Origin of the sequence: Acidiphilium sp. 34-64-41 (genome assembly GCF_002282635.1) — a bacterium.
GTDB classification, from domain to species: Bacteria; Pseudomonadota; Alphaproteobacteria; order Acetobacterales; family Acetobacteraceae; genus Acidiphilium; species Acidiphilium rubrum.
In genome coordinates this window covers 42299-54901 of the sequence record NZ_NCJX01000012.1, presented here as the reverse complement: position 1 = coordinate 54901, position 12603 = coordinate 42299, and the positions used below count along the sequence as shown (strand labels likewise).

At 65.6% G+C, this 12603-nt stretch carries 10 protein-coding genes, 1 pseudogene and 1 riboswitch; of the genes and pseudogenes, 5 read left to right on the top strand and 6 right to left on the bottom strand.

What is annotated here, in order from left to right; translation table 11 throughout:
• The 3 genes from B7X49_RS03855 to B7X49_RS03845 are packed head-to-tail and all read right to left on the bottom strand — an operon-like array spanning position 1 to position 2721.
• Complete coding sequence (locus tag B7X49_RS03855; RefSeq protein WP_286703488.1) at positions 1-828, bottom strand: ABC transporter ATP-binding protein; 828 nt, start codon at positions 826-828, stop codon at positions 1-3.
• Positions 825-1643, bottom strand: a complete 819-nt coding sequence (locus tag B7X49_RS03850; RefSeq protein ID WP_286703487.1) for an ABC transporter permease — start codon at positions 1641-1643, stop codon at positions 825-827. The genes B7X49_RS03855 and B7X49_RS03850 overlap by 4 nt, the downstream gene beginning before the upstream one ends.
• Positions 1644-1653: 10 nt before the next feature.
• Positions 1654-2721: a putative urea ABC transporter substrate-binding protein gene (locus B7X49_RS03845; RefSeq protein ID WP_286703486.1), complete on the bottom strand. Its 1068-nt coding sequence runs from the start codon at positions 2719-2721 to the stop codon at positions 1654-1656.
• A gap of 74 nt (positions 2722-2795) precedes the next feature.
• Positions 2796-2902, bottom strand: a riboswitch (guanidine-I (ykkC/yxkD leader).
• Positions 2903-3427: 525 nt separating this feature from the next.
• On the opposite strand from B7X49_RS03845, the gene B7X49_RS03840 reads away from it, so the two are divergent.
• From B7X49_RS03840 to hpxZ, 5 genes and pseudogenes are all read left to right on the top strand, one after another.
• Positions 3428-4126 carry a cysteine hydrolase family protein gene (locus tag B7X49_RS03840; protein ID WP_286838335.1) on the top strand — a complete coding sequence of 233 codons (699 nt, stop codon included), beginning with the start codon at positions 3428-3430 and terminating at the stop codon, positions 4124-4126.
• 2 nt (positions 4127-4128) lie between these two features.
• Positions 4129-5694 (top strand): hypothetical protein, encoded by a 1566-nt coding sequence (locus B7X49_RS03835; RefSeq protein ID WP_286703484.1) that lies wholly within the window; start codon positions 4129-4131, stop codon positions 5692-5694.
• 202 nt (positions 5695-5896) lie between these two features.
• The gene (locus B7X49_RS03830) at positions 5897-6079 is read left to right on the top strand and encodes a DUF4089 domain-containing protein (protein ID WP_029310996.1); all 183 of its coding nucleotides are present in this window, start codon (positions 5897-5899) and stop codon (positions 6077-6079) included.
• Positions 6079-7438, top strand: a pseudogene (locus tag B7X49_RS03825) (AtzE family amidohydrolase). Before B7X49_RS03830 ends, B7X49_RS03825 begins: the two are co-directional and overlap by 1 nt.
• 8 nt (positions 7439-7446) lie before the next feature.
• Positions 7447-7833, top strand: coding sequence for an oxalurate catabolism protein HpxZ (gene hpxZ / locus B7X49_RS03820; protein ID WP_286703483.1), 387 nt, complete (start codon positions 7447-7449; stop codon positions 7831-7833).
• 33 nt (positions 7834-7866) lie between these two features.
• Here the strand turns inward: hpxZ and ilvD are convergent, their stop codons facing one another.
• From ilvD to B7X49_RS03805, 3 genes are read right to left on the bottom strand one after another with little or no spacing between them, the layout of a single operon-like run.
• Positions 7867-9723, bottom strand: coding sequence for a dihydroxy-acid dehydratase (ilvD, locus tag B7X49_RS03815; protein ID WP_286703482.1), 1857 nt, complete (start codon positions 9721-9723; stop codon positions 7867-7869).
• A gap of 55 nt (positions 9724-9778) precedes the next feature.
• Positions 9779-9988 (bottom strand): ribbon-helix-helix domain-containing protein, encoded by a 210-nt coding sequence (locus B7X49_RS03810; protein WP_029310992.1) that lies wholly within the window; start codon positions 9986-9988, stop codon positions 9779-9781.
• Positions 9978-12578, bottom strand: a complete 2601-nt coding sequence (locus B7X49_RS03805) for an MMPL family transporter (RefSeq protein WP_286703481.1) — start codon at positions 12576-12578, stop codon at positions 9978-9980. The genes B7X49_RS03810 and B7X49_RS03805 overlap by 11 nt, the downstream gene beginning before the upstream one ends.
• Positions 12579-12603: the final 25 nt, after the last annotated feature.

Sequence of the window (12603 nt, the reverse complement as noted above, 5' to 3'; positions counted from 1 at the left end):
TCAGGCGATGGGTGGGCAGGCGGTGGGTGGCGGGCAGGCGGTGTGCGGGGAGGCGGTGAGCGGGAGGGCGGCGGGTTGGCGCGGGGTGCGGCGGCGGACCGGGATGTCGTGGGTGATGCGGGCGCCACGTTTGGCATCGTCGGGGATCGGGCGTTCGAACACGATGACGCGGGTACCGAGGCTGAAGGCTTCGCTGATGTCGTGCGTTACCATCACCACCGTCATGCCGGTTTCCTGCCAGAGGCGGCGGGTGAGGGCGTGGATGTCGGCGCGGGTGCCGGGGTCGAGCGCGCTGAACGGTTCATCGAGCAGCAGGATGCGGGGCTGGCGGATCAGCGCCTGGGCGAGGGCCAGGCGCTGCTGCATGCCGCCGGATAATTGCGCGGGGTAGAGGGCTGCGGCGGGGCCGAGGCCGACATGCTCGAGCATGGCGCCAGCGGTGGCTTCGGCGCGGCGGCGCGCTGCGCCGAACAGCCGGCCGAGGCGGGGTGCGGCGGCGAGTTCGAGCGGCAGGACCGCATTGCCGAGCACGGTGAGGTGGGGAAACACCGAATAGCGCTGGAACACCACGCCGCGATCGGCGGTGGGTTCATCCGGTAGTTTGCGACCATCGAGCTCGATGGTGCCGCGGGATGGTAACTCCTCGCTCATCAGCATGCGCAGGAAGGTGGTTTTGCCGCAGCCGGTCGGGCCGACCACGGCGAGGAAACTGCCGGCGGCCAGCTCGATCGAGACGCGTTCGAGGATCGGGCGGTTGGCGTAGGTTTTCCAGACGTCGCGCACGCTCAGCACGTTGGGTGGGGGTAAGCGGGGTGGGGGCGCGTTCATTGGCGGCCTGCATCGGCGAACCAGGGGAAGGCAGTCGTTTGCAGGGCGCGGAGTGCGAGATCGAAGATGTAGGCGAGCAGGGTGATCCACAGGACATAGGGGATGATGATGTCCATGGCGAAGTAGCGGCGCACCAGGAAGATGCGGTAGCCGAGACCATCCTGTGCCGCGATCGCTTCGGCGGAAATCACGTAAAGCCAGGCGGGGCCGAGCGAGAGGCGCACGCCATCGATCAGGCGGGGCAGCATCTGCGGGATGACGACACGCAGCGCGATCTGCCAGGATGAGGCGCCGAGGGTTTGCGCCTTGATGATTTGCGGGCGGGGCAGTTCCTCGACGCGGAGCACGAGATCGCGGAGCATGTAGGGGGCGGTGCCGAGCGCGATGAGGGCGACTTTCGCGGTCTCGCCGATGCCGGCGAGGATGAACAGGATCGGCAGGATCGCGAGCGGCGGCACCATCGAGAGGGCGGTGATGAAGGGCAGCAGCAGGCGTTTGGCATAGGGGATCATGCCGACCACGATGCCGAGCGTGAAGCTGATGATGATCGCGATGCCGAGGCCCGAGACCAGGCGGCGCAGGCTCGCGATGGTGTCGGCCAGCATGAGGTACTGGCCGGTCGCGAGGTCGCGGGTGAACAGCATTTCGCGCACCCCGCCGATCATTTGCCCTAGCGTGGGCAGCACCTTGTCGTCGGCGTTCGCATCATGCCTTGCGATGGCGGCGATGGTGTAGGCGAGTGCGAGCAGGACGAAGGGTGCCGCTTTCAGTGCGGGATTGAGACGAGCGGGCGGGGTGCGGTTGATCAGGCGCATCGGCGTGATGCTACAGGGATTTGGTCGCCGCCATGTGCATGAACTCCGAGGTGTAGCGGAACTTCACGTTCTTGGGGTTGCCGAGGATCTTGCCGTTGGGGAAGCTGATGCCGACCACATCGGGCGAGGGTGCGCCCTGGCCCATCAGCCCGTTGGCGAACAGGAATTTGCGGACGTATTGCATGGTGTCGATCAGCTTGGCGGAGTTGGTGAAGCTGGCGGCGATGGCGGGTTTGGCGAACAGATGGGTGGTTTTCACCTGCGCATCGAAGCCGGCGAGGTCGGTGCCCGATAGTTTCGCCATGGCTTCGCGCGCGGCTTTGCCCTGGGCGGTGTCGGACAGCATGATGCCGAGGGTTTCGTACCAGGCGCCGGTGAGGGCTTTGGCGAAATCGGGGTTGGCTTTCAGCACATCGGTGCGCACGATGCAGAGGTCGAGAATTTCGCCGGGGATTTTTGCGGAGGTGAACACTTCATGGGCGGTCTTGTTCTGCATGATCTGCTGGACGATCGGGTTCCAGGTGACCACGGCGGTGACGGCTGGGGTGAGGTAGGCGGCGGCCATGTCGGCGTCCGAGGTGTTGACCAGGCGGACGTCGCGCTCGGTCATGCCGTGTTTTTGCAGGCCGCGCGCGAGCAGGTATTGCGACACCGAATATTGCACGATGTTGACCTTCTGGCCCTTGATATCGGCGAATTTGGTCTTGCCCTTGAGGATGACGGCGTCGTTGCCGTTGGAATAATCACCGGTGATGATCGAGGTGGAATCGATGCCGCCGACCGCCGGGACCGCGAGCGTGTCCATGTTGGTGATGGTCAGCGCGTCGAACCCGCCGGCGGTGTATTGGTTGATCGAGGTCGAGTAATCGGCGACTTCGATCACTTCGATTTCGATGCCGTATTTGTCAGCCCATTTTTTGACGATGCCGGTGTCGGCGGCCCAGGGCCAGGGCATCCAGCCGACATAGACGGTCCAGGCGAGTTTGAATTTCTTTTTGGCGGCGGCACGGGCTTTGGGCAGCGCGCCGATTGTTGCGACCGCGGCGGAGGAGGCGATGAATTGTTTACGTGTCAGCATGATGGTTTCCCTTCTCGAATGACGGCCTGCGCGAAGGGCACACGGAGAGACCGATGCGCGCCCACGCACCAATGCTCTCCCGGGCTTTTATCCCGCCGTGTACCGTGCGGATGTCTCCCGCACGGCTGCGGCTCTCGGACCAGCATCGGGACGACCGACCGGAACCCTAGCCACGTTTTGCGGCAATGCGAGAACCGTGCCAGTGCGCTCGGCGCGGCAAACCGGGGCGGCTGAGCTGAGTTATGGGCCGAATTGCCTTATTTTTGGTCATATTTGCTATAATAATGGCAGTACTGATGAAAATTTCCGATCCGATCGGGTGATTTATGCCGTAACGGCCGTGATGGCTGGGTCTTCCGACTGATTTATGCGTGAATTTTCCGACGCGCTTGGATCGGTCAGGCGATCGGAACGGCAACGATGGTTGGGTGCGCTGTTTTTTGCATCATGATGTGCTGATTTTTATGCTATTCCTCACGCTGTAATTGCTATAGCTCTACAACATTGATCAATATTTCATCAGAAAGACCGGATATATTACCGTGTTGTTTATGTTTCTGACGCGACTGATTGAAGCGGAACGAGCTTTTTGGTTATGATCCCTTACGGCTATGCTGATCTGGCCGGCGGCGGGGCCGTCTGAAAGGAACGACTGCATGCGAAACATCGTTGGTCCGACCGATCGAGACGGTCCTGCTGCCGGCCAGTGCGGCCTGCTCTGGTGCGGGGCGTGACGCTGCTGCGGGTGGCCGCGGAGCCTTATGAATTCAGCGCCGATCCGACGCGCAGTGCGCTTATCATTATCGATATGCAACGGGATTTTCTGGAGCCCGGCGGGTTTGGCGCGGCGCTCGGCAACGATGTTACGCTGTTGCGCAGCGCGATTGCGCCGATCGCGGCGACGCTGAACGCCGCGCGCGCGTGCGGGATGCTGGTGATCCATACGCGCGAGGGGCATCGGCCTGACCTGTCCGATTTGCCGCCGGCCAAGAAATCCCGTGGCCGGCTGGCCTGTGGCATCGGCGATGCCGGGCCGATGGGGCGGATCCTGGTGCGCGGCGAGGCCGGGCATGGGTTGATCGGGGAGTTGGCGCCGATCGAGGGTGAACCGGTGATCGACAAGCCCGGCAAGGGGGCGTTCTACGCCACCGATCTTGAGACCATTCTGCGCCAGCGCGGCATCGGATCGTTGATTCTGTGTGGCGTGACCACGGAGGTTTGCGTTCATACCACATTGCGGGAAGCGAACGATCGTGGGTTCGAGTGCCTGGTGCTGAGCGATGGCACGGCTTCGTATTTTCCGCAGTTTCATGCGTCAGCGCTTGCCATGGTCAAGGCGCAGGGCGGGATTTTCGGTTGGGTGACGGACAGCGCGGCGCTGATTGCCGCCATGCAGGGAGAGTGACGATGCGGACACGCACGGATCAGATCGCTTTGTGGGTCGGTGGCGATTGGAACGGATTTTTTGGTCTGTTCACCAATGTGCTGCTCAATGTGATCGTGCTGACCGGGTTGTGTCTCGGTGTGGTGCATCTGCCCGACAACGTGGTGTTCGGCCGGATTCTGCCGGCGCTGGGGATCGCGCTGCCGTTGGGTAATTTGTTTTATGCTTACCTCGCCTGGAAGCTTTCGAAATCGAGCGGGCGTTCCGATGTGACCGCGATGCCCTATGGGCCGAGCGTGCCGCATATGTTCATCGTGGTGTTCGTGATCATGCTGCCGACCTGGCTGAAGACCCATGACCCGATCGCGGCGTGGGAGGCGGGGTTGGCCTGGGCGTTCATTATTGGCGTGATCGTTACGATCGGGGCGTTCGTCGGGCCGACCATTCGCAAATACACGCCGCGCGCCGCGATGCTGGGGGCGCTGGCGGGGATTTCGATCGCCTTCATTGCGATGCGCCCGGCGTTTCAGTTTTTTGAAGTGCCGTGGCTCGGGTTTTTATCGTTCGGCATCATTCTGCTCAGCTGGACCGCCAAGGTGCGGATGCCGTTCGGCCTGCCGGGCGGGCTGGTGGCGGTGCTGGTGGGGACGGTGCTGGCCTGGGCGGGAGAATTCACCGGCCTGTCGCATGTGATGCACCCGGCGGCGGTGGGCGCGGCGCTGGGCGAATTCGGGCTGCATCTGCCGGTGGCCTCGGGGCATTTCATCAAGGGGCTCGACGCGATCGGGCCGCTGCTGGTGACCGCGATTCCGCTTGGCATCTATAATTTCACCGAGGGTATGAGCAACGTCGAAAGCGCTGCCGCCGCGGGCGATGAGTATGATTTGCGCAAGATCCTGCTGGCCGATGGCATCGGCGCGATGCTCGGGGCGGTGCTCGGCAGCCCGTTTCCGCCGGCGGTGTATATCGGCCATCCGGGCTGGAAGGCGGTGGGCGGGCGGATCGGCTACTCGCTCGCGACTGGCGTGGTGGTTTCTTGCGTGTGTTTCCTCGGCCTGACCGCGCTGCTGCTGGCGGTGGTGCCATTGGTCGTGATTCTGCCGATCCTGCTCTATATCGGGCTGGTGATCGGGGCGCAGGCGTTCGAGGCGACGCCGCCGCGCCATGCGCCGGCGGTGATTCTGGCATTGCTGCCGAATGTCGCGAACTGGGCGCAAAGTCAGATCGACGGTGCGCTGCACGCCGCCGGCACCACGGCCGCCGCGGTCGGGTTCACCAAGCTCGAAGGGGCGGGGGTGATCTATCGCGGGCTCGAATTGTTCGGCGGCGGCGGTACGCTGGCGGGGCTGGTGCTGGGCGCGATTGCGGCGTTCATCATCGACCGGAAATTCGAGGCCGCCGCGATCTATGCCGGGATCGGCGCGGTGCTGGCGTTCTTTGGGTTCATCAACGGCACGCAACTGGCGTTCGGCAACTCGGCACCGGTGGCTTTGGGCTATGCGATTCTGGGGGGTATGCTGATCCTGCTGTGGCGACGCGCGCCGGCGCGGGTTGCGGTGCCGGGTGAGGGGATGGTGGAGTCGGTTTAGGTTAGGGAAGGGGAGGCTTCTTTTTTGGAAAAAAGAAGCAAAAAACTTTCTGACTCTGGGGCACGGGCGTTTGAAACGGCACGGGCTTAAATTAACAAAGTTTTTTTTGCTTCTTTTTTGTTCACAAAAAAGAAGGCCTTCCTTCTCTGACCTTTTGCTATAATTTGTTGCGACAACATTCCGAGTAGATGCGAGATACGCCATGACCCAAGACATCCCCGCCTATGTCGACGCTGCCGCATCACTTCTGGGCCTGCCGATCGCGCCCGCGCATCGTGATGCGGTGATCGAGGCGATGACGATGATCATGGCGCAGGCGGAACTGGTGCTGGCGTTCGATCTGCCGCACGCGATCGAGGCGGCGCCGCGGTTCATGCCGTGCTGATGCAGAGCGTGGCGGTGCCGCATCGGGCCAGCGCGACCGCGATTGCGGCTGCGGTGCGGGGCGGGCGGATCAGCGCGCGCGCGGTGCTCGAGGATCATCTGGCGCGGATTGCGGCGCATGATGGGGTGTTCAACTGTTTCACGACGCTGACCACGGATCGGGCGCGGGACGAGGCCGATGCGGTCGATGCGAAAGTGGCGGCGGGGGGTGATGCCGGGCCGCTCGCGGGCGTGCCGGTGGCGGTGAAGAATTTGTACGATATCGCGGGGTTGCCGACGCGGGCGGGCTCGAAACTGTATCGCGACGCGGCGCCTGCTATGGCCGATGCGCCGGTGTTGGCGCGGTTGATCGACGCCGGGGCGGTGTTGCTGGGCGCGCTGAACATGGATGAATTCGCCTATGGGTTCACCACCGAAAACGCCCATGACGGGCCGACCCGCAACCCGCATGATGTGGCGCGCAGCGCTGGTGGTTCGTCCGGCGGGTCGGCCGCGGCGGTGGCCGCCGGGTTCGCGCCGATCACCCTGGGGTCGGATACCAATGGTTCGATCCGCTTGCCGGCGGCGCTGTGCGGGGTGTTCGGGCTGAAGCCGACCTATGGCGCGCTCGATCGGTCCGGCACGTTTCCGTTCGTCGATAGTCTCGATCATCTTGGCCCGTTCGCGCGCTGCCCCGAGGATATTGCACGCGCGTTCGATGTGATGCGCGGGGTGGCGCCGACGCCGATTGGCGATGCCGGCGAGATGCGGGTGGCGACGCTGGGCGGGTGGTTCGCGGAACAAGCGACGCCGGCAGCGCTGGACGCGGTGCGGTTGGTGGCGGCGGCGCTTGGCGCGCAGGGCGAGGCGGTTTTGCCGGAGGCCGGCCGGCCGGGCGCGCGCGGCGGCGTTTTGTATCACGGCGGCGGAAGGCGGCGCGCTGCATTTCGAGATGCTGAAAACCCGTGCCGAGGAGTATGACCCGGCGACGCGGCCGCGGCTGATGGCGGGCGCGCTGCTGCCGGCGCAGATCGTGCAGGCGGCGCAGCGGTTCCGCGCCTGGTTCGCAGCACAGGCCGCGCTGTTGTTCGAGCGTTACGACGCGCTGCTGGCGCCGGTGACGCCGTGCGCGGCACCGTTGATCGGGCAGGCGCGCATGATGCTCGGCGGCAAAGGGGTGCCGGTGCGGCCGAACCTTGGCCTGTATACCCAGCCGATCAGCTTCATCGGCCTGCCGGTGGTCGCCGTGCCGGTGTATGCCGCCGGGGCGCTGCCGCTTGGTGTGCAGATTATCACGGCACCGGGGCGCGAGGCCATCGGGCTCGCGCTGGCAAAACGGTTGGAGGCCGACGGCGTGACCCGCGCTGCGGTCGTGCCATGAAGGATGGCATGACGATCGACGATCCCGCGACACATGCGAGCATCGCGGCGATGTTCGCGCGCTATGAGCAGGCGCTCGGGTCCAATGACATCGCGGCGCTGGATGCGTTTTTCTGGGATTCGCCGCAGACCATCCGCTACGGTGTCGGGGAGGCGCTGTATGGTTTCGAGGCGATCAGCGCGTTCCGAAAGGCGCGCCCCGGCGGGTCGCCGGCGCGCGCGCTCGCGCATCAGGCGATCACGACGTTTGGGCAGGATTTCGCCATCACCAATACCGAATTCCACCGCGCCGGCGAGGCGCGGGGCGGCCGGCAGTCGCAGGTGTGGGTGCGGTTTGCCGATGTGGGCTGGCGCATCGTGGCGGCGCATGTCTCGCTGGCGGCGGAGACCAGTTGAGTGCCGCGCCGGGGTTGACGTTCGTGGATGGGGTCAGGTGCGGCGGCGTTGCACCTGTTTGACGTCGCGGACGGCGCCGTTGGCGGCGCTGGTGGTCAGCGCGGCATAGGCTTGCAGGGCGGCGGAGACCACACGCTCGCGGCCGATCGGCTGCCAGGCATCGGCGCCGCGGGCTTCCATGGCGGCGCGCCGGGCGGCGAGGGCGGCATCGTCGATCAGCAGGTCGATCTTGCGGGCGGGGATGTCGATCGCGATGATGTCGCCTTCCTCGATCAGGCCGATCGCACCGCCTTCGGCGGCTTCGGGTGACATATGCCCGATCGACAGGCCGGAGGTGCCGCCGGAGAAGCGGCCATCGGTGATCAGGGCGCAGGCTTTGCCGAGACCCTTCGATTTCAGATAGCTGGTCGGGTAGAGCATTTCCTGCATGCCCGGCCCGCCCTTCGGGCCTTCGTAGCGGATGACCACGACATCGCCGGCGACGATTTTGTCACCCAGGATCGCGGCCACGGCATCGTCCTGGCTTGCGAAGATTTTGGCGGGGCCTTTGAAGATCAGGTTGGCGGCATCGACGCCGGCGGTTTTCACGATCGCGCCGTCGAGCGCGATGTTGCCGTAGAGCACGGCGAGGCCGCCGTCCTTGCTGAAGGCGTGTTCGGCATCGCGGATGACGCCTTTGACGCGGTCGGTATCGAGCCCGTCGTAGCGGCGGGACTGGCTGAACGCCTGGGTGGTGCGCACGCCGCCGGGGGCCGCGCTGAACAGGGTGCGGGCCTGGTCGCGGCCGTTCATGACATCCCAGAGTTCGACGGCGGCGCCGATGGTTTTTTCATGCACGGTCGAGCAGTCGCGGTGGAGCAGGCCGGCGCGATCGAGCGCGCCGAGCAGGCCCATGATGCCGCCGGCGCGGTGGACATCCTCCATGTGGACGTTGGGGACCGAGGGCGAGACCTTGCAGAGATTGGGCACGCGGCGGGACAGACGATCGATGTCGGCCATGGTGAAATCGAGCTCGGCCTCGCGCGCGGCGGCGAGCAGATGGAGCACGGTGTTGGTGGAACCGCCCATCGCGATGTCGAGCGACATGGCGTTTTCGAACGCATCGAAATTCGCGATCGCGCGGGGCAGGAGGGTATAATCGTCCTGCTCGTAATGGCGGCGGGCGAGATCGACGATCTGCCAGCCGGCCTCGACGAACAGGCGCTTGCGATCGGCGTGGGTGGCGAGCAGCGAGCCGTTGCCCGGCAGCGCGAGGCCGAGCGCCTCGACCAGGCAGTTCATTGAATTGGCGGTGAACATGCCCGAGCACGAGCCGCAGGTGGGGCAGGCGGAGCGCTCCATCACGGCGGCTTGTTCATCGGTCTGGGTCGGGTCGGCGGCGGCGACCATGGCGGTGATCAGGTCGACCGCCTTGGTCTCGCCCTTGGCGACGTATTTGCCGGCTTCCATCGGGCCGCCGGAGACGAAAATGGTGGGGATGTTCAGGCGGAGGGCCGCCATCAGCATGCCCGGGGTGATCTTGTCGCAGTTGGAGATGCAGACCAGCGCATCGGCGCAATGGGCGTTGACCATGTATTCGACCGAATCCGCGATCAGCTCGCGCGAGGGCAGGGAATACAGCATGCCGCCGTGGCCCATCGCGATGCCGTCATCGACGGCGATGGTGTTGAACTCCTTGGCGACACCGCCCGCTGCCTCGACCTCGCGCGCGACCAGTTGGCCGAGATCCTTCAGATGGACATGGCCGGGGACGAACTGGGTGAAGGAATTGGAAATGGCGATGATCGGCTTGCCGAAATCGCCATCGCCCATGCCGGTGGCGCGCCAGAGGGCGCGGGCGCCCGCCATGTTGCGGCCGTGGGTCGAGGTGCGAGAACGATAATGCGGCATGGGCTTGGTTTCCGTTACGTTTATTGCGCGTTGACTATAGTTTGGGTGGGCCAGACTAGCTACCCCGCATCGTCAGGGCAAACACGCGCAGGGCGGATGCCAGCGCATCGTCGGGTGAGCGGGTATCGTCGATCGAGGCGATCAGGGCTGGCAGGCTGGTTGAGCGGGCCGCCGCGATCGCTTCGAGGGCGGCCCAGAAGGCTGGTTCCAGCGCGATGCTGGTGCGATGGCCGGACAGCGAGACGCTGCGTTTTTCAAGGCTCATCGGTGGCGCGGGTTGCCTTGCGGCGGGGCAGGACCGAGAGTAGCGCCGGCAGGAAGATGAAGGTGGCGATCAGCACGGCGGCGAGGCTGAGCAGCAGCAACGTGCCGAGGCTGGCGGTGCCGCGATCGTGCGAGGCGGCCAGCGAGCCGAAGGCGGTGCCGGTGGTCAGCGCCGAGAACAGCACGGCGCGCGCGGTGGCCGAGCCGAGCAGATTGCGCATGCCATCGCGCCAGTTCATCACGAAATAGACGTTGAACGAGACGCCGACGCCGAGCAGCAGGGGCAGGGCGATGATGTTGGCGTAGTCGAGCTGCATGCCGGCGAGGCGGGCGAACAGGGCGGTCAGCAGCGCGGACAGGGCGAGGGTGGCGACCACCAGGGCGGAATCGCGCACCGAGCGAAGGAAGATCATCAGGATGATCGCGATGGCGATGGCCCCCAGCGTCGCGGCTTCGCGGAAGGCGCCGAGGATGGTCTTTGCGGTGGCGACGGTGGTTGCCGCCGGGCCGGCGACCACTGGCACGATGGTCTGTGCGGCGGCGACGAATTTCCACAATCCTGCCGATGTCTGGGCCGCGGCGGTCGGGATGATCTGCAGGCGCACCTGGCCATCGGGCAGGAACCAATCCTGTTTCAGGTCGGGCGGCAGGTTGGCCAGCGTGATCTGCTGGGCGGACAGCGCATCGTTCAGCCGGGCCAGCTCGCCGGGCAGGTATTTCACCAGGGCCGCGTTGGCGGCGAGGAGGCGGGCGTCCGATGCGGTTTTCAACCGGTCGAGCGCCTGGCCGATGCCGAGCAAGGGCGAGTTTTTGGGCAGTTTGGCGGCGATCGCGGCAATTTCACCGGCGGCCTTGGCCGCGGCTTCGCGCAGGCGGGCGGCGGTGGCCGGCGGTGGCGTGCCGCCCGACAGCGAGGGGGCGAGGATCTGCTGGGTCTGGGCGATCATCGCGAGTTTTGCGGTCTGATTTGTGGGCACGAAGGTCGCGCCCGAGATCACCTGCGCGACTTCGGGGAGTTTGTCGAACCGTGCGGCGAGCGCCTTTGCCGCGGTGACGTTCGGCGCCAGCGCGTTGATGTAGAACGGGTTGGTGACCGATTTGCCGAGCATCGATTTCAGCGTGCGCATCGCTTCGGTGTTCGGGTTCTGGGTGTCGAGCGGATTGGCGTCGAAATGGATGGTGGCGACCGAGACGACGCCGGCGATGGCGAGGACGCCGAAGCCGGCGAGGACCGCTTTGCCGTGCCGCTTCACCGCGCCGTCCGCCCGGTCGCCGAGCGGAAAGCCGATCCGCTCGGGCTCGCCGCGCGGCTGGGTAAGGGCGAGTAGCGCGGGCAGGATGGTGATGGTGCAGACGAACGCGATGAGCATGCCGATGCCGGCGATCTCGCCAAGCTCGGCCACACCGACGAAACTGGTCGGCACGAAGGCGAGAAAGCCGCAGGCGGTCGCGACCGAGGCCAGGGCGATCTGGGTGCCGGCCTCGTTGGCGGCTTCGATCATGGCGAGGGCGGGATCGGCGATGCGGGTGCGCACGTCGCGCAGGCGGACGCAGAACTGGATCGCGAAATCGACCGCGAGGCCGACGAACAGGATGGCGAAGGCGACCGAGATCAGGTTGAGCGTGCCGATCGCGAGGGCGGCGAAACTGACGGTGAGCAGCAGGCCGACGATCAGGGTCGCGAGGATCGGTACGATCATCCGCCACGATCGCACCGCCAGGATCAGCCACAGGGTGATCAGCGCCACGCTGATGACGAGGCCGAGCACCAGGCCCTGGGTGAGGCTTGCGAATTGTTCATCCGATAGCGGGATCTGGCCGGTGTAGTTGACCGTCGCCTCGCCCGATCGGACGCTGGGGAGTGACGCGTCGATATGGCGGAGTGCGGCGGTCGCGGCACCACCCGGCTGCAAAGTGCCGTGGTCGAGCACCGGGTGGATCAGCACGAAGCGGACATCGCCCTGTTCCGCGGCGACACCGGGGGTCAGCAGCGCCTGCCAGGAGATCGGCTTCGGGTTGCCCGAGGCGGCCTGATCGATCGCGGCCTGGAAACTTTTCAGCTGGGCTGCGTAGGGCGCCAGATTGGCCTGGCCGGCACCGACGCCGACCGCCATCAGGTCGAGCGCCTTGAACAGGCCGGCGGCTGAGGGATCGGCCGAGAGCTGACCCAGAAACGGCTGCGCCGTGACGATCGAGTTGAGCAGGGCCGCCAACTGGTCGGCCGGCAGCAGCAGCAGGCCGTCTTCGCGGTAGAACCGGCCGGTGCCGGGGCGGCTGACGTCCTTGAAATGGGTTTTGTCGGCGGCGATGCGGCCGGCCAGCGCCTTGGCCGTCGCGTCGGCCCCTTCGGGTGTGGCATCCTGGACCACCGCCACGATCAGGTCGTTGAATTGGGGGAATGCCTTGTCGAACACCATTTGTTCCTGCCGCCAGGGCAGCGAGCTGGCGAACAGGTGGTCGGTATTGGTGTCGATGCCGAGATGCGAGCGCGCGTAGCCCAGCCCGAGCGCCAGCAGCACGACATAGCACGCGAGCACGACGAAGGCGTGGCGCCGGCTGCTCCCCACAAGTGAAACGATCAGTTTCTGCATCAAATGATTCCGATATCTGCCTGAT

Excerpts from the sequence above, each read along its gene's own strand:
- B7X49_RS03855 (WP_286703488.1), bottom strand. The coding sequence starts at position 828 with ATGAACGCGCCCCCACCCCGCTTACCCCCACCCAACGTGCTGAGCGTG.
- B7X49_RS03850 (WP_286703487.1), bottom strand. The coding sequence starts at position 1,643 with ATGCGCCTGATCAACCGCACCCCGCCCGCTCGTCTCAATCCCGCACTG.
- B7X49_RS03845 (WP_286703486.1), bottom strand. The coding sequence starts at position 2,721 with ATGCTGACACGTAAACAATTCATCGCCTCCTCCGCCGCGGTCGCAACA.
- B7X49_RS03835 (WP_286703484.1), top strand. The coding sequence starts at position 4,129 with ATGCGGACACGCACGGATCAGATCGCTTTGTGGGTCGGTGGCGATTGG.
- B7X49_RS03830 (WP_029310996.1), top strand. The coding sequence starts at position 5,897 with ATGACCCAAGACATCCCCGCCTATGTCGACGCTGCCGCATCACTTCTG.
- hpxZ (WP_286703483.1), top strand. The coding sequence starts at position 7,447 with ATGACGATCGACGATCCCGCGACACATGCGAGCATCGCGGCGATGTTC.
- ilvD (WP_286703482.1), bottom strand. The coding sequence starts at position 9,723 with ATGCCGCATTATCGTTCTCGCACCTCGACCCACGGCCGCAACATGGCG.
- B7X49_RS03810 (WP_029310992.1), bottom strand. The coding sequence starts at position 9,988 with ATGAGCCTTGAAAAACGCAGCGTCTCGCTGTCCGGCCATCGCACCAGC.
- B7X49_RS03805 (WP_286703481.1), bottom strand. The coding sequence starts at position 12,578 with ATGCAGAAACTGATCGTTTCACTTGTGGGGAGCAGCCGGCGCCACGCC.